This is a genomic window from Conexibacter sp. JCM 18997, from assembly GCF_055391915.1.
In genome coordinates this window covers 3,529,071-3,548,486 of the sequence record NZ_AP043885.1, presented here as the reverse complement: position 1 = coordinate 3,548,486, position 19,416 = coordinate 3,529,071, and the positions used below count along the sequence as shown (strand labels likewise).

At 73.1% G+C, this 19,416-nt stretch carries 16 protein-coding genes; 7 read left to right on the top strand and 9 right to left on the bottom strand.

What is annotated here, in order from left to right; translation table 11 throughout:
• Positions 1–329 precede the first annotated feature (329 nt).
• Both ACZ5UI_RS17915 and ACZ5UI_RS17910 read right to left on the bottom strand, forming a co-directional pair.
• Complete coding sequence (locus tag ACZ5UI_RS17915; RefSeq protein ID WP_464189375.1) at positions 330–2,204, bottom strand: polysaccharide deacetylase family protein; 1,875 nt, start codon at positions 2,202–2,204, stop codon at positions 330–332.
• Between the two features lie 130 nt (positions 2,205–2,334).
• Complete coding sequence (locus tag ACZ5UI_RS17910; protein ID WP_464189372.1) at positions 2,335–2,805, bottom strand: MarR family winged helix-turn-helix transcriptional regulator; 471 nt, start codon at positions 2,803–2,805, stop codon at positions 2,335–2,337.
• 112 nt (positions 2,806–2,917) lie between these two features.
• Between ACZ5UI_RS17910 and ACZ5UI_RS17905 the strand changes: the two genes are divergently transcribed.
• On the top strand, positions 2,918–4,303 hold the full coding sequence (locus ACZ5UI_RS17905) for an MFS transporter (protein WP_464189370.1): 1,386 nt from the start codon (positions 2,918–2,920) through the stop codon (positions 4,301–4,303).
• A gap of 9 nt (positions 4,304–4,312) precedes the next feature.
• Here the strand turns inward: ACZ5UI_RS17905 and ACZ5UI_RS17900 are convergent, their stop codons facing one another.
• Genes ACZ5UI_RS17900 through ACZ5UI_RS17885 form a run of 4 tightly spaced genes read right to left on the bottom strand, consistent with a single transcriptional unit; the run spans position 4,313 to position 8,233 of the window.
• The gene (locus ACZ5UI_RS17900; protein ID WP_464189368.1) at positions 4,313–5,032 is read right to left on the bottom strand and encodes an acyl-ACP thioesterase domain-containing protein; all 720 of its coding nucleotides are present in this window, start codon (positions 5,030–5,032) and stop codon (positions 4,313–4,315) included.
• Positions 5,029–6,189, bottom strand: coding sequence for a glycosyltransferase family 4 protein (locus ACZ5UI_RS17895; RefSeq protein ID WP_464189365.1), 1,161 nt, complete (start codon positions 6,187–6,189; stop codon positions 5,029–5,031). Before ACZ5UI_RS17895 ends, ACZ5UI_RS17900 begins: the two co-directional genes overlap by 4 nt.
• Positions 6,186–7,397, bottom strand: coding sequence for a glycosyltransferase family 4 protein (locus tag ACZ5UI_RS17890; protein WP_464189364.1), 1,212 nt, complete (start codon positions 7,395–7,397; stop codon positions 6,186–6,188). Before ACZ5UI_RS17890 ends, ACZ5UI_RS17895 begins: the two co-directional genes overlap by 4 nt.
• The gene (locus tag ACZ5UI_RS17885; RefSeq protein WP_464189362.1) at positions 7,394–8,233 is read right to left on the bottom strand and encodes a methyltransferase domain-containing protein; all 840 of its coding nucleotides are present in this window, start codon (positions 8,231–8,233) and stop codon (positions 7,394–7,396) included. Before ACZ5UI_RS17885 ends, ACZ5UI_RS17890 begins: the two co-directional genes overlap by 4 nt.
• A 29-nt stretch (positions 8,234–8,262) precedes the next feature.
• Here ACZ5UI_RS17885 and ACZ5UI_RS17880 point away from each other — a divergent pair, with 29 nt between their 5' ends.
• The 3 genes from ACZ5UI_RS17880 to ACZ5UI_RS17870 are packed head-to-tail and all read left to right on the top strand — an operon-like array spanning position 8,263 to position 10,969.
• Complete coding sequence (locus ACZ5UI_RS17880) at positions 8,263–9,192, top strand: CgeB family protein (RefSeq protein ID WP_464189360.1); 930 nt, start codon at positions 8,263–8,265, stop codon at positions 9,190–9,192.
• A gap of 56 nt (positions 9,193–9,248) precedes the next feature.
• Positions 9,249–9,938, top strand: coding sequence for a hypothetical protein (locus ACZ5UI_RS17875; protein WP_464189358.1), 690 nt, complete (start codon positions 9,249–9,251; stop codon positions 9,936–9,938).
• 53 nt (positions 9,939–9,991) lie between these two features.
• Entirely contained in the window at positions 9,992–10,969 is a 978-nt protein-coding gene (locus ACZ5UI_RS17870) for a hypothetical protein (RefSeq protein ID WP_464189356.1), read from the top strand.
• On the opposite strand, the gene ACZ5UI_RS17865 is transcribed toward ACZ5UI_RS17870, so the two are convergent.
• Positions 10,937–11,356 (bottom strand): Rrf2 family transcriptional regulator, encoded by a 420-nt coding sequence (locus tag ACZ5UI_RS17865; protein ID WP_464189354.1) that lies wholly within the window; start codon positions 11,354–11,356, stop codon positions 10,937–10,939. The two genes, ACZ5UI_RS17870 and ACZ5UI_RS17865, sit on opposite strands and share 33 nt — an antisense overlap.
• A gap of 48 nt (positions 11,357–11,404) precedes the next feature.
• Here ACZ5UI_RS17865 and ACZ5UI_RS17860 point away from each other — a divergent pair, with 48 nt between their 5' ends.
• The 3 genes from ACZ5UI_RS17860 (at position 11,405) to ACZ5UI_RS17850 (ending at position 17,589) form a co-directional block, all read left to right on the top strand.
• Positions 11,405–12,259 (top strand): NAD(P)H-binding protein, encoded by an 855-nt coding sequence (locus ACZ5UI_RS17860; RefSeq protein ID WP_464189352.1) that lies wholly within the window; start codon positions 11,405–11,407, stop codon positions 12,257–12,259.
• 186 nt (positions 12,260–12,445) lie between these two features.
• Positions 12,446–14,686, top strand: a complete 2,241-nt coding sequence (locus ACZ5UI_RS17855; RefSeq protein ID WP_464189350.1) for an Ig-like domain-containing protein — start codon at positions 12,446–12,448, stop codon at positions 14,684–14,686.
• Positions 14,686–17,589: a M14 family zinc carboxypeptidase gene (locus tag ACZ5UI_RS17850; RefSeq protein ID WP_464189348.1), complete on the top strand. Its 2,904-nt coding sequence runs from the start codon at positions 14,686–14,688 to the stop codon at positions 17,587–17,589. Before ACZ5UI_RS17855 ends, ACZ5UI_RS17850 begins: the two co-directional genes overlap by 1 nt.
• Positions 17,590–17,652: 63 nt before the next feature.
• Here the strand turns inward: ACZ5UI_RS17850 and ACZ5UI_RS17845 are convergent, their stop codons facing one another.
• Both ACZ5UI_RS17845 and ACZ5UI_RS17840 read right to left on the bottom strand, forming a co-directional pair.
• Entirely contained in the window at positions 17,653–18,171 is a 519-nt protein-coding gene (locus tag ACZ5UI_RS17845; RefSeq protein ID WP_464189346.1) for a hypothetical protein, read from the bottom strand.
• Complete coding sequence (locus ACZ5UI_RS17840; RefSeq protein ID WP_464189344.1) at positions 18,168–19,403, bottom strand: glycosyltransferase family 4 protein; 1,236 nt, start codon at positions 19,401–19,403, stop codon at positions 18,168–18,170. The genes ACZ5UI_RS17845 and ACZ5UI_RS17840 overlap by 4 nt, the downstream gene beginning before the upstream one ends.
• Between the last annotated feature and the right edge of the window lie 13 nt (positions 19,404–19,416).

Genomic DNA, 19,416 nt, shown 5'->3' with positions numbered 1-19,416 from the left:
CGCCCATGACGACGCCGAACGACCCGGTGCCGCCAGGGGCGTTCTCCGTCAGGCCTGTCCATGGCCCGACGGCGGTCGGGGTGCCGTCGGGCAGCGCGCCGAGGTGAACATGGAGGTCGCCCGCGGCGTGCGCAGGTCCGGCGCAGGCCAACGTGACGGCGACGACAGCAAGAGCGCGTGCAGGAACCGCCCGAGAACGGGTGGGTGAAGCCAGCATTCGAGGAGCTCCTCAGGGGAGGTTGGTGATGTCTGCTGGCCCTAGGTGGGGCGGGCGAACTTCTCGCCCCCCGGGCCAGCCGAATGCCCGGTGTAGCGTGATCTCTCGAACGCTAAAAGCGTTTGTGGACGTTCGTCGCAGGTGAAATCTGCGCTAATTGCGAAGCAATTGTTGCTCCAGCGGCATCGCGAGCGACCGAGCGGGGAAGCGCCAGGTTGTCGACCGCGACCGCGATCGAACGCTCGTCGTTGACCACCGCGCAGGCGAACCCCGCGTCGCGGGCGATCCCGATTGTCAGGTCGCTTACATCGCGGCCGGGCACGCCGAACGGATAGGAGAACGCGGACGGCGTCGAGCCGACCCACCGGGCGAGCTCGCCGCGCGAGCGCTCCATCTCCGCGCGCTGCTCCGCGGCGGGCAACCAGCGCAGCGACAGGTGGTTGCGGCCGTGGGCGCCGATCGTCACGTGCTGGGCCAGCTCGCGCAGCTCGGCCAGCGTCAGCGGGCGTGGATCCTCGCCGGCGGGTGCGTCGGCCCACGCGCGCACCTGCGCGAGCGCGCGCTCGATGTCGGCGACGCTGCGCACCTGCAGCCAGGCGTGCAGGCCGCGCCGGGCCAGCTCGCGGCCGGCCGCGTCGCGCGCGGGCCAGGTGCGCACGTCGTCGTCCAGCGCGACGGTGAGCGGGGCCGACGCGGTCGCGGTGGCCAGCAGCCGGGCGAGCTCGTCCCACCAGAACGTGCGGCCCTCCTCGACGTGGCCGGTGGAGATGAACACGGTCACCGGCACGTCGATCCCGCGCAGCGCGGGCAGGTTGTCGGCGTAGCCGTCGTCGAAGGTGATGGCCACGGCGCCGTCGGGGAAGTCGCCCGAGGCGAGCTGCTCCAGCGGGACGATGCGGTCGCGCAGCGCGTCGATGTGCGAGGCGAAGTTGGCCGGGGAGACGGCCAGGCCGAGCGGGTCGTGCTCGACGTCGGCGACCCGGTGATAGAGCAGCGCGGTGCCGCGCGGGCCCTCGTCCTCGCGGCGCAGGGACGGGAGCTTCAGCGCACGCTGGGGCTCGGGCACCGAGGGCCGGAACGGCGTCGAGGGCGCCGTCGGCTGCAGGCCACGGTGGGCGACCAGGGGCGCCGCGATCGCGCCCGCGTTCTCGACCGCGCGGCCGGCGCGATCGGACGCCGTCGCCACGTCGCCCTGGACCAGCGCGGCGCCCGCGCCGGCGATCCCGGTCGCCGCGGCCTTGAGCGCGCCACCGATGTCGCGCTTGGTGCCGACCAGTTGCGCCCGCCCGCCGTAGCGCAGCCGCTGCGTGGCCAGCTCGCGCGGCTTCAGCGCGCCCACGCGGACGATCCGCTCGACGGTCAGCTCGGGGCGGTACTCGATCGACCAGCCGGCGGCGCCGAGCTCGCGCTGGGCCAGATGCTCGACGGAGAACCAGTCGCGCTCCCCGGCCAGCGAGGGCCAGAAGCCGCCGGCGGCGCGCAGCGCGGCGGTGCGAAAGCCGATGTTGCCGCCGCGCAGCGTGCGTTGGCCGGGATCCAGCTCCAGCGCCTCGGTGCCGTAGTCCAGCGGGGCCAGCGTGGGCAGCAGCCCGTCGGCCAGCCAGCGGGGACGCGGCGCGTCGAAGCGCAGCGCGATCGGGCCACCGAGCACGGCGCGGTGGTCTGGGGCGGCGTCCCAGGCGGCCTGGACGCGGGCCCGCCAGCCCGTGCTCAGGGCGACGTCGTCGTCGAGCAGCACGAGGACCTCGGCGTCCCCGGCCGCGGCCAGCGCAGCGTTGCGCGCCTGCGCGATCCCGGGCTCGGCCTCGACGACCTGCGCACCGGGCACGGTGCGCGCGGTCATCTGGCGCACCGCGACGATCTCGGCGGCGGTCAGCCCGGCCGCCGCGATGATCGGCTCGGCGACCTCACGGCCGACGGCGGCCAACGCCTCGGGCAGGGCCGGGGCCAGCCGGTCCAGGCACACGGCGACGACGATCGCGGGCATCGCGGGCAACGCTAGCCGGAACGCGATCGATGTCTCGTCAGCGGGCGGTGCTAGCGGTGGCTAGCACCAGCGCTAGCCACGGCTAGGGCTTTCCCAAATCACGATGACGATCCGAATTGCCAGCGGCGAGCTAGCCGGCCAGCGCCGAGCCGGTGCGGCCGGCAACGCCGAGGCCGCGCATCAGCAGGTCGTGCAGTTGGGCCAGCTCGGCCTCGTCGAGCCCCTCGAACAGCTCGGCGACGACCTGTTCGGCCAGCTTGTCGGCCTTGGCCAGCGTGCGCTCGCCCGCCTTGGTCAGCATCACGCGGGAGCGGCGGCGGTCGGCGGGGTCGCGGGTGCGCTCGACCAGGCCCTCGGCCTCGAGCGTGTCGACGGCGGTGACGACGAGCGCGGGGGCCTTGCCCAGCAGGCGCGCCAGCTCGAGCTGGGAGCCCGGTCCGTCGACGTCGAGGATCGAGAGGATCGAGTAGGTGCGCCCGTCGAGGCCGGCGGGGGCGAGCGCGTCGTCGGCGCGGTCGATCAGGAAGCCGCCGGCGCGCGACAGCAGCAGGGCGGTGCGCGTCTCGGCACCACGCGGGATGCAGAACTCGCCCTCGTGCATGGGCAGCAGCCTACCCGTGGGAGAATCGTTCACGAGTTGAATCATATCGAGACTGTTGTTACATTTCCGACCGAATCGTTCAACCGACAAACGTTTCGGAAGGTGAATGCAAATGCGAACGAGCCGCTGGGCCACCCTCGCCGTCCTGGCATTGGCGCAGTTCATGGTGGTGCTCGACGTGACGATCGTGAACGTCGCGCTGCCCGACATCCGCTCCGCGCTGGGCTTCAGCGCCGACGGCCTGCAGTGGGTCATCTCCGCCTACGCGCTGGCCTTCGGCGGGTTCCTGCTGCTCGGCGGCCGCGCCGCTGACCTGCTCGGTCGACGGCGGGTCTTCTTCATCGGGCTGGCGCTGTTCGGCGCTGCCTCGCTCGTCGCCGGCCTGGCCACCAGCCCCGGCATGCTCGTCGCCGCGCGGGCCGCGCAGGGCTTCGGCGGCGCGCTGCTGTCGCCCGCCGCGCTGTCGATCCTCACCGTCACCTTCGCCCACGGGCGCGACCGCAACATCGCCATGGGCGTGTGGGGTGCGCTGGCCGGGCTGGGCGGCACGCTCGGCGTCATCGCCGGCGGCGTGCTCGTCGACTGGCTGGGCTGGGAGTCGATCTTCTTCGTCAACGTCCCGATCGCCATCGCGACGCTGATCGCCACGCCGCTGATCGTGCGCGAGAGCCGGGTCGACGGCGCCGCGCGCGACTTCGACATCCCCGGCGCCGTGCTCGGCACGACCGGGCTGCTGGCGCTGGTCTACGGCGTGATCCGCTCCGAGCCGCTGGGCTTCGGCTCGGCCGAGGTGATCGCCTGCCTGGTCGCCGCCGTCGGCCTGCTCAGCGCGTTCCTGTGGGTCGAGTCACGGGCCACGGCCCCGCTCGTGCCGCTGCGGCTGTTCCGCTCGCGCGGCCTGCGGTCCTCCAGCGCGGCGCTGGCCCTCAACGGCGGCGCGTTCATCGCGATGTTCTTCCTGACGGCGATCTTCCTGCAGCAGGCGCGCGGCGACTCGGCCCTCCAGGCCGGCCTGCACTTCCTGCCCATGGGCTTCGCCGCGGTGATCGGGGCGACCGTCGCCTCGCAGTTCGTCACCCGCGTGGGCACGCGACCGGTGCAGCTGGTCGGCGCGCTGCTCAGCGTGGCCGGGCTGGTGCTGCTGGCCCAGGCCGACGCGACCGGCTCCTACGCGCTGGAGATCCTGCCCGGGATCGTCGTCTTCGGCGTCGGGATCATGGGGATCGGCGTGGCCGCCCAGATCGGCGCGATCGCCGACGTGCGCCATGACGAGGCGGGCGCCGCGTCCGGCCTGGTCAGCGCCGGCTACCAGATCGGCGGTGCGCTCGGGCTGGCGATCGTCACCACGATCTCCGCGCAGGCCGACAGCCTGACCGGCGCGTTCCAGCGGGGGATGCTGGTGGCGGCGGCGTTCGCGGCGGTCAACGTCGTCCTGGCGGTCGTCTCGCCGCGGATCGAGGCCACGCCGGAGCTGCTGGCCGAGGCGGCGGCGGCCTGAGCGGGGGCGTCAGCGGGATGGCGTGCACGCGGGGGCGCTGATCGACGCGTGGATCACGCCATCGCCGCTCATCACCCACAGCGTGTCGTCGGTCTGGGCGACGCGCGCCGGGCCCGGCTGAGCGGCGTCGCGGTACTCGGCCGTCGCGTCGAGCACGTCCACCTCGCCGAGACGCTCCTCGAGGATCTCCCAGTAGGCCGCGTTGTTGACGTGGTCGGCCAGGTCCACGTCGGCGGCGCGGAAGCGCCAGTCGGACTGGGCCGCGTCGGCGGGCGGCGAGCCGTGCTGCAGGCGGGCGCGCTCGGCCCGCCGGCCGGCCGCGGCCTCGCCGTAGACCGCGTCGAAGCGGTCGTCCAAGCGGGCGGGCATGAGCGTCTCCCAGTCCAGGAAGATCCACAGCGCGTCGGCCTCCACGCGCGCGCCGCCCGCGCCCGTCAGCGACGTGCGCCGCTGGGCCCAGCGCGGGCCGGTGCCCGAGCAGAAGGTCTGCAGCGTGACGGGCTCGTCGAAGCGCGGAAACCGCTCGACGACCAGGCGCGTGCGGCGCACCACCCAGGAGCCGGCGTCGGCCAGGCCGGCGTCGCTGACGTCGTCGTAGGCCACGTCCTGCAGCCAGCGCACGAGCGCGTCGGTGCGCACGCGCCCGGCGGCGGTCACGTCGCCCAGGCGCCCGCGCGCCTCCCCGCCGAAGATGCGGCCTCGCTCGGGCAGAGCGACGAGCTCGCTCATGCGGCCCAGCCGCGGATCGCCGCCTCGAGCTGCGCGGAGGCCTGGGGCCAGGTGCGCGTGCCGGCCAGGGCCAGGCCCGCGGCGGCCCGGCGGTCGCGCTCGGCGTCGTCGTCGAGCAGGCCGGCGATCGCCTGGGCCAGCGCGATCGGATCGAACGGCGCCAGGGCGATCGGCCCGTCCGCGCCGAACGTGCCGCGCATCGCATCGGAGGCCAGATCGACGACCGGCAGCCCGCAGGCCAGCATCTCCAGCGGCACCAGCGACGGGTTGGTCATCGACAGCACGACGCCGACCGTCGCCTCGGCGTACAGCTCGGCCAGCTGCGGGCCGTCGAGCACGCCGGGCTGCTCGGCGTCGAAGCCCGCGTCGATCGGGCGCGCCTCGCCGTACAGGACGATGCGCGTGCGGGGGCGCTGGCGGCGCAGCTCGCGCAGCGCGAGCAGGCCGAGCGGCACCGCCCGGCGCGCGGTGACGGCGCGCGCGTACAGGGCGACGGTGTCGGCCCGGCGCTCGACATCGGCCACGGGCGCGTAGACGGCGTGGTCGACGCCGAGGTCGAACGCGTCGGCGCGCGCGCCGTAGCGCTCGCGCAGCAGGCCCGCCAGCCAGGGCGACGCGGCGATGCACGGGAGCCCCAGCCGGTAGGTCTCCTCGGCCCACACGCGCTCGGCCGACGTCCCGTAGAACTCGGGCTCGTGGTCCTGGACGAGGTACCCGCGGGCGCCCGCGTTGGCCAGCCGCAGGACCCGATGGACGGTCTGCCAGCCGGTGGCCAGCACGACGTCGGCGCCGCTCCAGGCTTCGAACGTCGCGTGCACGTCGATCGCGCTCGCGCCGAACCACTCGCGAAACAGCGCCTCGACCTGCTGCGGCTCCTGGCCGTGGTGCGTGCCGTCGGAGTCCTCGATCCACACCGAGCACGAATGCCCGCGGGCGGCCAGGCCGCGCAGCAGGTGCAGGATCGTCGAGTGGCCGCCGCTGCCGCGACGGAACTGGGGCACGACGACGGCGATGCGCAGCCGCTCGGCCAACAGGTTCGCGCTGCCCAGCGGCACGATCCCCTCGTGCGCGACCTCCAACAGCGCAGGCGGCGCGGTCACGCGCAGTGGGCCGCCGTCGCCGCGGCCCAGCACCCGGCGGGCAGCGCCGCGGATCACGACGGGCGCACCCTTCGCCACACCTTGCGCAGCGGGGCCAGCACCCAGCGCAGCGGCGCGCGCTCGACGATCGCGTCCAGGCGCTCCAGCGGCGCCACGCGGTAGCGCAGCTTGTCGCGCTGGCTGACCACGAGCGCCTGCGCCTCGACGGCGGCGCGCACGGTGCCCAGCGCGTTGGCCAGCGCGGGCGCGGAGTCGGGCTGGGGGCGGCGCACCAGCTCGCGCAGCGCGGCGGCCATCACCGTGCCCGACTGCTCCCACGACGGCCAGGCCCGCGCGGTGGCCAGCGCGCCCAGGCGCAGCCGGTGCAGCAGCGCGCGGTCGGCGGCGAGCAGGTCCAGCGCCCGCGACGTGCCGCGCGGGTCGTCCCAGTCGACGACCAGGCCGTTGACGCCGTGCTCGACGTACTCCTCGTGGCCGGTCACCGCGGTGACCACGCAGGTCGCGCCCATGTGGAAGCCCTCCAGCGGCGGGCCGAACATGCCTTCCACGCGCGAAAGCTTCAGCACCACGTCGCTGCGCGCGTACAGCGCCGCCATCTGCTCGTGGCTGAGCGGGCCGACGACCTCGTCGGCGCCCGTCGTGTCGACGTCGCGGACACCGGTGACCAGCGTCACGTGCCGGGGCTGGGACATCGCGCGCACGGCGCCCAGCGCCTCGCCGACGCCCTTGAACCACACGTGCGGGTTGCCCTCGATGACGATCCGCAGCGGCTCGCCGCGGCGCACGTCGAGGCCGGGCGGGGAGACGAACACGTCCTTGGCGATCCCGTTGCGCACGAGCAGCACCCGCTGGTCACCCCGCAGCTCCTCCAAGGTCTGGGCGATCCAGCGCGCCTCGGTGATCACGTGCACAGGCAGGTCCTGGGCCAGCGCCGCGCCCAGCCGCTGGGGCTCGTCGCGGCGGTAGAAGCGGTCCTCGAGCGACTGCACGAACGCCGCGCGGTGGTCGGCGTCGAGGTCGAACAGGACCGCGCTCGTCTCCCACCAGGTGCTCAGCGCGACGTCGAAGCGGCGCTCGCGCGCCTGCCCCAGCGACAGCACCTCGACCTCGCCCAGCCCGCGGAAGCGCCAGTCCGGGTCCTCCTGCTCGCGGGCCAGCACCAGGTGTGCGGTGATCCCGTGTCCGGCCAGCTGCCGCGCGTGCTCGACGACGACCCCCACGCCCCCGGAGAGCTGCAGGTCGTTGACGAGGAACGCGACGTTCAAGACGGCTTCAGCTGGGCGTTGAGGCGCGCGATCTCCTCCGAGGACCACTTGACGTTGGCGCGCAGCTCCTCCAGCTCGGCCTCGAGCACGGCCAGCGTGGACTCGCGCTGCCGCTCCCAGGTGCGCTGCCCGTCGAGGTCGGAGGGGATGGCCAGGGCGCGGGCGACGAGCTCGCCGCCGCGCGGGCCGAACGCGGCCAGGAAGTGGGAGGGCACCGCGTCGGGGCGCGGCGTGACGGGCGGCAGCGCCAGCGGGACGCCGTCGCCGACGACGAGGTGCGAGCCGTCCAGCGGGATCTGCTGGGCGACGACCGCGTTCTCGGGCAGCAGCCGGCGCAGCTCCTCGAACGCGCCCTCGCCCCACATCGTCTCGTGGTAGGGGTTCTCCAGCGCCCAGAAGGCGTCGTTGGGGACGCTGAGCACGACGCTCCAGCCCTGCTCGGCCAGCTCGATCAGCGCGCCGATCAGCGGGACGAACGTCGGCAGGTGCTCGATCACCTCGAAGCAGGTGATCGTGCCGGCGGTGTCTCCGAGGGCGGCGCGCACGGCGGCCACGCCCTGGTCGGTGGCCAGGTCGGCCTGCACGCGGACGGTGTCGCGGGCGCGCAGGTCGCGCCCGGCCTGGTCGAGCGCGTCGGCGTCGGCGTCGACCAGCACGACGCGGCCGAGCTGCTCGTCGCCGAGCGCGTCGGCGGCGGCCACGCCGGCACCGCAGCCCAGGTCGACCCAGGTCGGGGCGCCGATCACCAGCGGCACGGCGGCGGCGTACCGCAGGTCGTGCTCGACGCGGATCGAGGGCTTCGTGTCGCGCGTGATGCGCTCTTGCCAGTCGGCCATGGCGCCGTGGAGCGTACCCTCCGCTCGCGATGACGCCCCGCTTCGGCGAACCGCTGCGCCTGGCCTTCGTGGGACAGCAGACGTACTTCGAGGCCTGCGCGCTGGACGAGCGGTCCGCGCGCGTGCGCACGACGTACGTCGACTTCCGCGAGGGCGCCGACGCCGAGGCGATGCGCGCCGCGCTGGATCGCTTCGCCCCGCACGCCGTCGTCGTGTTCCGTCCGGAGATCGTCCCGGCGGGCGCGTTCGACGGCCTGAAGGCGCTGACGATCGGCTTCCTGACCGAGCCGATCCCGCGCGACAGCGGGCGCAAGACGCACATCGACCTGCGCCGCCGGCGCGAGGACCTGCGCAAGGCGGACCCGGGCTCCTGGGATCGCACCGTGGCCTTCGACCCGATGATCGTCGAGACCGCCGACGCGATCCTGCCGGTGTGGCGGGCGCTGCCCATCCCGGTGGCCGATCGCTTCTACGCGAGCGCCAGCGGCGGGGACGGCGCGCCCCGCCTGGCCTTCGTCGGGCGCTCGACCCCGCACCGCGAGGCGTTCCTGCGCCACCCCAAGCACGAGCTCGACATCCTGCACGTCGCCTTCGGGCTGCACGGGGCCGAGCTGGACGAGCTGATGCGCACGGTGGACGTGGCCATCAACGTGCACAACGAGCCCTACCCGTCCTTCGAGAACCGGGTCTGCCTGCACCTGGCCGCGGGGCATCTGGTGGTCAGCGAGACGCTGTCGCCCACGCACGGGCTGGAGCCGGGCATCGACTACCTGGAGTTCTCCGAGCCCGACGAGCTGCTGTCGATGCTGCGGACCGTCGCGCGCCACCCCGGCGCCTACCAGCGCGTGCGCGTGCGGGGGCGGCGCAAGGCCGAGCAGTACCGGGCTTCGGTGGTGTGGCCGCGGCTGGTGGCCGACGCCTTCGAGGACGTCGCGGCCTTCGGAACGAATCGCCGCTGAGAGCGGGAACAAGGCCGCCGGTTCGTCCGAGGCGGGTACTAGGGTCCTGCGTCCCGATGGTCCCCCTGCAACTCCTCGAACGCGGCCCCGTCGCCCAGCATCATCCGCTCGGCGCATCGACGGGCTACATGGCGCAGCAGCGCGGCGACTGGGAGGCCTTGGTCGCCTCGGCGCTGGAGACCTCGTCGTTCGCGGTCGAGCTGGCGGCGCTGTCGGAGACCGAGCTGCCGGGCCTGCTGGCCTTCCTGGACGGGGCGCCGCCGCTGCCCTTCCGCTACGTCTCGGTGCACGCGCCGACCAAGCACCTGCGCATGAGCGATGCCGAGCTGGTCGACGCGCTGCTGGACGGGCTGCCGGCCTGGATCGACTCCGTCGTCATCCACCCCGACGTGATCGAGGACATCGGCGCGTACCGCCGCCTGGGCGCGCTGGCCGTCGTCGAGAACATGGACCCGCGCAAGCTGGCCGGGCGCACCGCCGACGAGCTCGAAGGCCTGTTCGTGGCGCTGCCCGAGGCCGGCTTCTGCTTCGACATCGCCCACGCCGCCGCGATCGACGCGTCGATGGACGAGGCGCACGAGCTGCTGGACCGCTTCGCCGGTCGCCTGCGCCATCTGCACGTCTCCTCGCTGGACGAGGACTGCCACCACGAGCCGCTGACGGCCGCCGACGAGTCCGCCTGGACGCCCGTCCTGCGCCGCTGCCGCGACGTGCCGTGGATCCTCGAAGCACCCCTGCACGGCTGACGCTGCAACGCCGCTGTCGCTGATCGCCGCGGCGATCGGCGATCCTGCCGCGCGTGGCGACTCCCCTGGAGGAGCTGGCCGTGCGCAGCCTGGACGGCTTCCCGCACCTGCTGGCCGCGCGAGAGCGCACCGATGTCGCGCTGGCCGCGGCGCGCGAGCGGCTGGCCGGCGTGCCGCGCGATCGCGACGCGGCCGTGGTGCTGTTCGGCTCCTGGGGCCGGCACGAGCTGACGCCGGGCAGCGACGACGACTGGCTGATCCTGGTGGCCGGCGCGCACCGCGACGGCGTGGCGCCCGACGCCGCGGCCGTCGACGCCGCGCTGGGGCGGCGGCCGGGGCAGACCGGCACGTTCGGCGAGATCAGCTTCGCCGGCGAGCTGGCCGGGCGCATCGGCCTGGACGAGGACACCAACCGCAACCTCACCCGCCGGATGCTGCTGATGCTCGAGTCGGTCGCGGTGGCCGGGGAGGACGCGCACCGGGCCGCGCGCGACCTGGTGCTCGACGGCTACCTGCAGGGCGACGTCAAGGACCACCGCCCGCCGCGCTTCTTCCTCAACGACGTGATCCGCTACTGGCGCACGGTGGCCGTCGACTTCGTGGGCAAGGAGCGGGCCGGCGGCGGCGAGAAGGGCGCGCTGCGCAACCTGAAGCTGCGCCTCAACCGCAAGGTGCTGTTCGCCGGCGGGCTGCTGCCGCTGCTGCTCTGCCATCGCCTGCGGGCCGACGCGATCGCCCCCGAGCTGCGCCGCCAGTTGGACCAGCCGGCGACCGACCGCCTGGCCGAGGTGTTCCTCGAGTTCGACCCCGACGCGGGGGTGCGCACCCTGGGCGCCTACGACCGCTGGCTGGGGATGCTCACCGACGACGAGGTGCGCGCCGAGCTGGCGGGTCTGACGCGCGAGCAGGGCGACACCAACCGCGCGTTCCGGACCGCCCGTCGCCACGCCGACGAGCTGCAGAACGGCCTGCTCGCCGTGCTCTTCGAGGGTCCGCTCCTACCGCTGGTTCGCGAGTACGGCATCTTCTAGCGTCGTGCGATCGAGCTCGTCCTCAATCGCCTGGGTGATGCGGTTCTGGACGCCGGTCATCAGCCCGCCGATGCGCGCGCCCACGGGGCACGCCTCCGCCGGCCCATGCAGGCCCAGCACCGGCTCGTCGCCGTGCACCGCGCGCCACACGTCGCCCAGCGTCAGGTCCGCCGCGGCGCGGGTCAGCAGCCACCCGCCGTGCGGTCCGGGCCGCGACGACACCAGGCCCGCGTCGCGCAGGCGGCCGAGCACGCGCCGCAGGTAGACCGGGCTGGCCTGCACGCTGCGGGCCATCTCCTCGGAGCTGACCGGACGCCCGTCCGCGGTGACGATCAGCACGAGCACGTGGGCGGCGACGGCGAACTGGGTGTTGGTCGGGCGGGTCATCGACCACCGATCCTATAACTGCAACCGGATCGGCTACGATTTCCGGTCATGACCACCTTCGCCATCACCGGTGCGTCCGGCCACCTCGGTCGCCTCGTCACCCAGGAGCTGCTGGACGGCGGCGTCGCCGCGTCCGACCTCGTGCTCATCACCCGCTCGCCCGACGCGCTGGCCGGCGTCGGCGCCGACGTGCGCCACGGGGACTTCTCCCAGCCCGACACCCTCGCCGCCGCCTTCGCCGGCGTCGACCGCCTGCTGCTGATCTCCACCGACGTGGTCGGCAGCCGGCTGGACGGTCAGCGCGCGGCGATCACGGCGGCCGCGGCCGCGGGCGTCCAGCGCATCGTCTACACGTCGGCCGGCAACCCCGTGCCCGAGAACCCGGTCGCGGTGGCGCCCGACCACCGCGGCACCGAGGAGGCGCTGGCCGCCAGCGGCGTGGCCTGGACCGCCCTGCGCAACGCGATGTACGCCGAGTTCGACGTGCCCAACATCCAGCACGCGATCGCCTCGGGCGAGCTCGTCACCAACCAGGGCGACGGCGCGACCACCTACGTCAGCCGGGCCGATTGCGCCGCGGCCGCGGCGGGCGCGTTGCTGGCCGACGAGGGGGTCGACAACGTCGCCTTCGAGATCACCGGCACCGAGCTGCTAACCGCCGCCGACCGCGCCGCGCTGGCCGGCGACCTGGGCGGCCGGCCGGTCGCGGTCGTCCAGGTCGACGACGCCGCGCTGGTCGCCGGTCTGGAGGGCGCCGGGCTGCCGCCGGAGGCCGCCACGGTGATCGCCTCGTTCGGCACGGCGATCCGCGAGGGCTTCCTCGACCAGCAGACCGACGCCGTGCAGCAGCTGGCCGGCCGGCCGCCTCGCAGCCTGCGCGAGGTCGTGGAGTCCGCGCTGTAGCGGGTTCTTGAACGCCGTTCGACACGAGGGCGTATACGGAACAGCAACGTCTCGACCACATGTCGATAACCGTGGGCGGCGCTGACTGGGAGGGTGCCGACTTCGCCCGGGCACGGCCCGGGCGCTGCTCGGCCCCCACACACATCGGAGACGGACCCCTTGTTGCGAAGCAGGACGAGCGCCGCGATGGCAGTGGCCGTCGCGTCGCTCATCGCGGTGCCATGCGCGAACGCCGCCACACTCTCGGTCGACGACGACGGCGCGCAGTGCCCAGCCGCGCCGTATCAGTCGATCCAAGCCGCGATCAACGCGGCCACGGCCGGTGACACGGTCGCGATCTGCCCAGGCACGTACGCCGAGGGCAGCGGTGCCGTCGCGTCCAACGCGCTGACCATCACCAAGAGCGTGACCCTCAAGGGCGCCGGGGCAGACCTGGTGACGATCACCCCCGTCAACGCCGGCGGCCAGATCGCCGAGGGCGGGACCCCCGACATCCGCAACGGCATCGGCGACATCGTCGTGGCCAAGGGCCTCGTCGGTGCGCCGATCACGGTCAACATCTCCGGCGTCACCGTCTCTGGCGCCGGCGTGGCCTCCGAGGCCGGCGTCGTCTTCCTCGACGCCCAGGGCTCGTTGGTGCGCAGCCGCGTCACCCGCGTGGTGACCTCGCAGGCCAGCGACGCCGCCACCCAGCCCGGTGGCTACCGCAGCGCGATGCCCGGCTACGGCGTCGCGCAGGTCAGCGCCGCCGACGGCACGATCAGCGGCCTCGCGCCGCGGCCGCTGCTGATCGATCACACGCGCATCGACCAGTACAACCGCATCGGCGTGCTGGCCGACTCGGCGACCACCACCGCCGACAGCGGCACGCTGACCCCCAGCGGCGCGGTCAACAACCTGACGCTGACCGGCAGCCAGATCGTCGGGCGGCTGCTGTGCATCAACTACGTGGCCGACGGCAACTGCGCCTCGGTCAACCTGCTCACCACCGGCCAGCTGTACGGCCAGGACGGCGTCCGCGTCACGGGCGGGGCGACGGCGGCGGTCAGCAACACGCTGGTCTCGCAGAACCTCGTCAACGGCGCCGGTGCGCCGACCCGCAACTCGGCGACGAACAACGCCAACCTGACGCTCGGCGCCGGGCTGCGCTTCGTCGGCGCGGGCGGAAGCTCGGTCACCGGCAGCAATATCGTCGACAACGCCTACGGCATCCTCAACCTGACGGCCGCGCAGACGGCGGCCAACACGACGACGCCGGTGGCGGCGGAGAACAACTGGTGGGGGCTGCGCTACAACTCGTCCACCAACCCCGGCCCGGCGATCTCGCCGACCACCAACCCGCAGGTGCCCGAGAACCCGGTCAACGGCACGGCCGTGGCCGACGGGGCGGGGACGACGTCGACCGCGGTCGACTTCTACCCCTTCCGCAACGGACCCCAGGGCAGCCCCAACACGGGCCAGTACGCGCTGCAGATCGCGCCGCTGGCCATGGCCGACCTGGCCCCGCGGATCACCGCGTTCAGCGGCACGCCCGAGCCGTACTTCCCGGGCGGGACGCTGACGCTGCGCGCCGGCGCGACCGACGACTTCGGCGTCAAGCGCGTGGTCTTCTACCAGGGCGCGGAGGTCATCGGGATCACCGATCGCCCGGCCTACGAGGCGTCGCTCACGCTGCCCACCGAGTTCTGCGGGCAGCGCACGTTCACGGTCGTGGCCGAGGACTTCCTCGGGCAGACGGGCGCCAGCGTCATCGTCGTGCCGGGCCGGTGTGAGCCCGAGGTCGTCGCCGGCGGTGGTGGCGGCGGTGGCGGCTCGACCCCCGCCGGTGGCGAGCCCAGCACGGCTCCGCCCCCGACGGTCGCGCTGATCAGCCCGCCGACGACCATCGGCGCCCAGGGCACCAAGCTGACCGTTGATCCGAAGGCCGACGCGGGCGTCGCGCGCGTCGACTTCTTCCTCGGCAACCGGCTGGTCTGCTCGGCCGCCAGCGCGCCCTACACGTGTGACGTCAGCCCGACCGGGGCCGACGTCGGCAGCCAGACGCTGCGGGTCGTGGTGACCGACAACACGGGCGCCACGGCGGAGACCACCAGCCAGGTCACGGTGTCGAAGTTCGACCCCGCGGCGCTGACGCTGAAGGTGGCCAAGAAGAAGGCGGGCAAGGGCCTGACCAAGCGGACGATCTCCGGTGGCCTCGACCTCCCCGGCAGCGTCACCGCGGCCCAGGGCTGCACGAGCGGCACCGTCACGTTGACGGTCAAGCGCGGTGGCAAGACGTTCGACAACACGCAGGTGAAGCTGGACGGGAAGTGCGCCTTCTCACGGTCCTTCACCACTCGCACGAAGGGCAAGCCCTTCTCCGTGAAGGCCGAGTTCGGCGGCAACGCCGTGCTGGCCCCGATCAGCAACACCCGGAGGTTCTCCTGATGTCCTGCCGCCGTCTCCTGGCGGCCGCCACCACCGTGGCGGTCGCAGCGGCCCTCGCTGCGCTTCCGGGCGCGGCTGTCGCCGCGCCGGATCCGGAGGGCTGTACGCAGGACCTCCAGTTCGACAGCTCGATCCCGACGTTCCAGCAGGTCACGGGCGTCGAGCTCGGCGCGGGGGGCACGGGCACCAGCCCGCGCAACCCCTCGGCGACGCTCTACGCCTACGGCGACGCGCTGGTGACGGCCACGGCCGACAACCCGCGTGTGCGCGTGATCCCCAAGACGCTGGGCACCACGACGCTCGGCACGCGCCCGCTGAAGATCTACGTGATCGGCACGCCCGAGAACATCGCCAACCTCGACGCGGGTCGCAACGACGCCGCGTTCTGGTCGGGGGTGCGCGCGGGCACGATCTCCGAGGCCGACGGTCTGGCCGCGGTGGACACGCGTCCGGCGTTCGGCTGGATCACGGCGACGCCGCACGGCAACGAGCCGGCGGCGGGCGAGGCGATCAGCCGCGTCATGTACGAGCTGGCCGCGCGCCTGGACTGCGACAACGCCAAGCGTCTGGCGAACCTGGACTTCTTCCTGGACCAGGTCCGCAACCCGGACGGTCGCGACAACAACCAGCGCACCACGGCGTGGGCGTTCGACCCCAACCGGGACTTCGGCACGCAGACCCAGAAGGACAACGCCCTGTTCATCCCCGAGATGAACCAGTACCCGGGGCCGTTCTTCATCGACGCCCACCAGCAGTCGTCGGGCTACTTCTTCCCGCCCAACGAGGACCCGGTGCACCACGAGCTGTCGGACTTCTCGCTGGAGTTCATCCAGCAGAAGATCGGCCCGTCGTTGCAGCAGGCGTTCAACGACCAGTCCTCGCAGTACCGCAACTACAACACCTACGACCTCTTCACCCCGGAGTACGGCGACTCCGTCCCCTCCCTGGTGATGGGCGCCGCGGGCATGACGTTCGAGAAGGGCACCAGCGAGGTCTACGGCAAGCAGGTCTACGACCACTACCTGGCCATCGACGAGACGATGAACGTCACGTCGGAGAACAAGATCGAGCTGATGACCGAGTGGGTCAAGCAGTGGCAGGAGGCCATCGACCAGGGTGCGGCCTGCCAGCTGCAGCCCAACAAGCTGGTCAGCCCGCTGCACAGCGAGATCATCCAGCAGCCCTCGCAGTCGGTGTGCGGCTACTTCTTCCGGGCCGGCGAGCACGCCGGTGACCTGTCGAAGCTGTTCACCGAGCTGCAGGACCTGGGCGTCCACATCTACCGTCTCGACGGCGACGTGACGACCGCGGGCGTGCACGAGTTCGGCAAGAGCGACACGGCCGCGACCCTGACCGCCGGGACGTACTACATCCCGATGGCGCAGGCGCAGAAGCACTGGATCCAGGCGGTGCTCGGGGAGAACCCGTACATCACCTACCGGTTCTGGTACGACGTCGTGACCTGGTCGTACTCGCTGCAGCGGGGCCTGGCCGGCGACGGCTTCCTGTCCTCGCCGCTGCCCGCGGGCACGGCGATGACGGAGATCGGCACGCCGCAGTTCGGCACGGTCACGCCGGGTGACGGCACGGTCTACGCGTTCGACACCGACTCGGCCGCGGGCCTCGCGCTGGCCGCCGACCTGCTGTCCAAGGGCGCGCAGGTCGATCGCGGCGCGACCGCGTTCGACGCCGCCGGCCGGCACTTCGACACGGGTGCCGCGCTGGTGCGCAAGTCGAGCCTGGTCGGCATCGACGTGGCGGCGCTGGCCGCCAAGCGGGCCACGCCGGTGTACTCGATCGACGGCTACCCGGTGGCGCACTACGCGCTGACCACGCCGAAGATCGGCATCTACGCCGGCGCCTCGGTGCCCAACAACCCGGTGACCAACGGCCAGCACTGCACGAGCTCGGCCTTCTGCGAGATGTACTTCGTGCTGTCGCAGAAGCTCGGTCTGCCGGCGTCGATGGTGGTCCCCGTGACCAACGCCGACCTGCCGACCCTGCGCACGGCCGGCTTCACCGCCCTGATCAACCCCAACTCGACGATCAGCGACACCGCATCGGTGACGTCGTTCGTCAACACCGGAGGCCGCTACATCGGCTACAACGCCAACGCCACGACGACGGCACGCAACGCGGGCCTGACCACCCTCAACGCGAACGCGATCTCCGGCATCGCCACGCCGGGCACCGAGTTCGACGGCACGTTCGACACGACGAGCCCGGTGGCCTGGGGCTTTGACTCGGGCGGCTGGATCTACCGCGACGCGACCGGCAACCCGATCTACGACCCGAGCACGCTCGGGGCCAACGGGAAGGCGGTCGTCTCCTACGGGACCGACCCCAGCAACTACGTCAACCTGGTGGGCAAGTACGGCCTGTCGGAGAACGCGCAGGGGCTGTCCGGTCGCCCGGCGGTGGTCGAGTCCACGCTCGGCTCGGGCCGCGCGGTCCTGTTCGGCTTCAACCCGTTCTACCGCGCCTGGAAGGCGCAGGACGACCGGCTGGTGCTGAACTCGGTGCTGTACCCGCTCGGCGCCCCCGTCGCGGCGGACACGGTGTCGACGCGCGCCGACAAGAAGGCGGCCGACGAGCCGCTGGCCGAGGACGAGCTGCCGGAGACCGGTGACACCGGGCCGACGCCGATCTCGGGCATCGACGACGACGTGATCATCACGGTGGAGCCGAGCAACGTCTCGGCGCTGAAGGCCACCGTGGCCACGGCGGAGATCCCGAAGAAGTGGCGCAAGAAGGCGGCCTACGTGACGGCGCCGGGCGGGAAGGTCTCGCTCGTCATCCGCAACGTGCGCACGGACGACATGCACGACCGTCAGCCCTACGTCACGGCGCTGATGAGCGGGCTCAAGGCCAAGTCGGTGCTGCCCTACAGCGCGCAGCTCTGACCGGAGGTTCCCGACTGGAGGGGACACGCGGGGCCGGCGATTTCGCCGGCCCCGCGGTCGTTCTCAGCCGGTGATCGCGAACGAGTCCTCGACGGTCTCGGTGTCCAGCACGTCGTCGGGGGTGCGGTCCAGCGCGTCGACGGTCAGCGTGACGAAGCGGTCGCCGTCGCGGGCGATCACCGTCGTCACGCGGTCCTCGCGGTCGGGATCGGTGAAGGTGATGCGCCGCGCCTCGTCGGCGCCGGGGACGTCGACGTCCTCGCGGCGCAGGTTCTCCGCGCTCGGCGCCGCCATCTCGATGTTCTCCAGTGTGAAGCGCTCGTACTGGGCCATCGACCGGCCGCGGGCGGGGACGCCCGCGACCTGCACGGCGTTGCCCTCGTTGTCGCCGGCGGCCACGAACACGTCGGGCTGGCCGGAGATGACGGTGCGGAAGCCCTCGGAGTCGGGCAGGTAGGCGCGCACGTCGCGCTGGGCGAACACGCGGTAGCCGTCGGGCGGCCCGGCGGTCGAGGCGACGGCCACGATCGCGCCCAGGCCGACGATCACGCACGCGCAGGCGATCGGGATGCGCGTCCTCATCCGCGCCGCCCCTTCAGCCACCAGCGCACGCGGCGCACCGGCGCCGTCGCCTTCAGGAAGATCCCACGCAGCCACAGCCCCACCTTGTACGCGTTCTGGTCCTTGACCTCCTTGAGCACCGTCGAGGTGATCGTGTGGTCCAAGGTCATCCGCTGGCCGATGGCCAGGTTCATCTGGAAGTCCCGGGCCAGGCGCGCGCCCGCCACCCGGGGCGACGGCGCGGGCTCGGCGGCGATGCGCCGGAGGGCCAGCGCCATGAAGGCACCCGCCTGCTCCCACGACGGCCAGGCCCGCGCGGTGGCCAGCGCGCCCGCGCGCAGCTGATGCAGCAGGGCCCGGTCGCGGGCCAGCAGGTCCAGGGCGCGCGCGGTGCCGCGCGTATCGTCCCAGTCGACGACCAGGCCGTTGACGCCGTGGCGCACGTACTCGTCGTAGCCGGTGACCGGCGTGACGACGCACGTGGCGCCCATGTGGAAGCCCTCCAGCGGCGGCCCGAACATCCCCTCCACGCGCGAGAGCTTCAGCACCACGTCGTGCTCGGCGTACAGGCGGGCCATCTCGCTGTGGGGCACCGCGTGGATGACCGCGTCGGCGCCGGCGGGCACGTCGCCGTCGCGGTCGGGGGTGACGAGCGTGACGTGGCGCTGCTCGCTCATCGCCGACGTCGCGGCCAGCGCATCGCCGATGCCCTTGAAGGCGATCTGCGCGGAGCCCTCGACGAGGATCCGCAGCGGGCCACCGAGCGCGACCGGCGCCTGCGCGGGGGAGACGAACACGTCCTTGGCGATCCCGTTGCGGACCAGCAACGCGCGATTGCCCGGCTGCAACGCCTCCAGCGCGCCGGCGATCCAGCGCGCCTCGGTGACGAACCGCACCGGCAGGTCCAGGGTCAGGCCGGCGGCGATCCGCTCGACCTCCTCGGGCAGGTAGAAGCGCTCCTCCAGCGACTGCACGAACGAGGCGTAGCGGGCCGCGTCGAGGTCGAACAGCCAGTCGCTGGTCTCCCACCAGGTGCTCAGCGCGACGTCGAACCGCATCGCGCGGGCATCCTGCAGGCCCACCACGTGCAGGTGCTCCAGGCCCCGGAAGGACCAGTCGGGCGCGTCCTGCTTGCCGGTCAGCACCAGCGACACGTCGAAGCCGTGGCGGCGCGCGAGCTGCGAGGCGTGCTCGACGATCACGCCCACGCCGCCCGAGAGCTGGAGGTCCTGGGTGAGGAAGGCGACGCGCACGCGCGGTTACTGT

Coding starts and splice junctions, on each gene's coding strand:
- ACZ5UI_RS17915 (WP_464189375.1), bottom strand. CDS start 2,204: ATGCCCGCGATCGTCGTCGCCGTGTGCCTGGACCGGCTGGCCCCGGCC.
- ACZ5UI_RS17910 (WP_464189372.1), bottom strand. CDS start 2,805: ATGCACGAGGGCGAGTTCTGCATCCCGCGTGGTGCCGAGACGCGCACC.
- ACZ5UI_RS17905 (WP_464189370.1), top strand. CDS start 2,918: ATGCGAACGAGCCGCTGGGCCACCCTCGCCGTCCTGGCATTGGCGCAG.
- ACZ5UI_RS17900 (WP_464189368.1), bottom strand. CDS start 5,032: ATGAGCGAGCTCGTCGCTCTGCCCGAGCGAGGCCGCATCTTCGGCGGG.
- ACZ5UI_RS17885 (WP_464189362.1), bottom strand. CDS start 8,233: ATGGCCGACTGGCAAGAGCGCATCACGCGCGACACGAAGCCCTCGATC.
- ACZ5UI_RS17880 (WP_464189360.1), top strand. CDS start 8,263: ATGACGCCCCGCTTCGGCGAACCGCTGCGCCTGGCCTTCGTGGGACAG.
- ACZ5UI_RS17875 (WP_464189358.1), top strand. CDS start 9,249: ATGGTCCCCCTGCAACTCCTCGAACGCGGCCCCGTCGCCCAGCATCAT.
- ACZ5UI_RS17865 (WP_464189354.1), bottom strand. CDS start 11,356: ATGACCCGCCCGACCAACACCCAGTTCGCCGTCGCCGCCCACGTGCTC.
- ACZ5UI_RS17860 (WP_464189352.1), top strand. CDS start 11,405: ATGACCACCTTCGCCATCACCGGTGCGTCCGGCCACCTCGGTCGCCTC.
- ACZ5UI_RS17855 (WP_464189350.1), top strand. CDS start 12,446: ATGGCAGTGGCCGTCGCGTCGCTCATCGCGGTGCCATGCGCGAACGCC.
- ACZ5UI_RS17850 (WP_464189348.1), top strand. CDS start 14,686: ATGTCCTGCCGCCGTCTCCTGGCGGCCGCCACCACCGTGGCGGTCGCA.
- ACZ5UI_RS17845 (WP_464189346.1), bottom strand. CDS start 18,171: ATGAGGACGCGCATCCCGATCGCCTGCGCGTGCGTGATCGTCGGCCTG.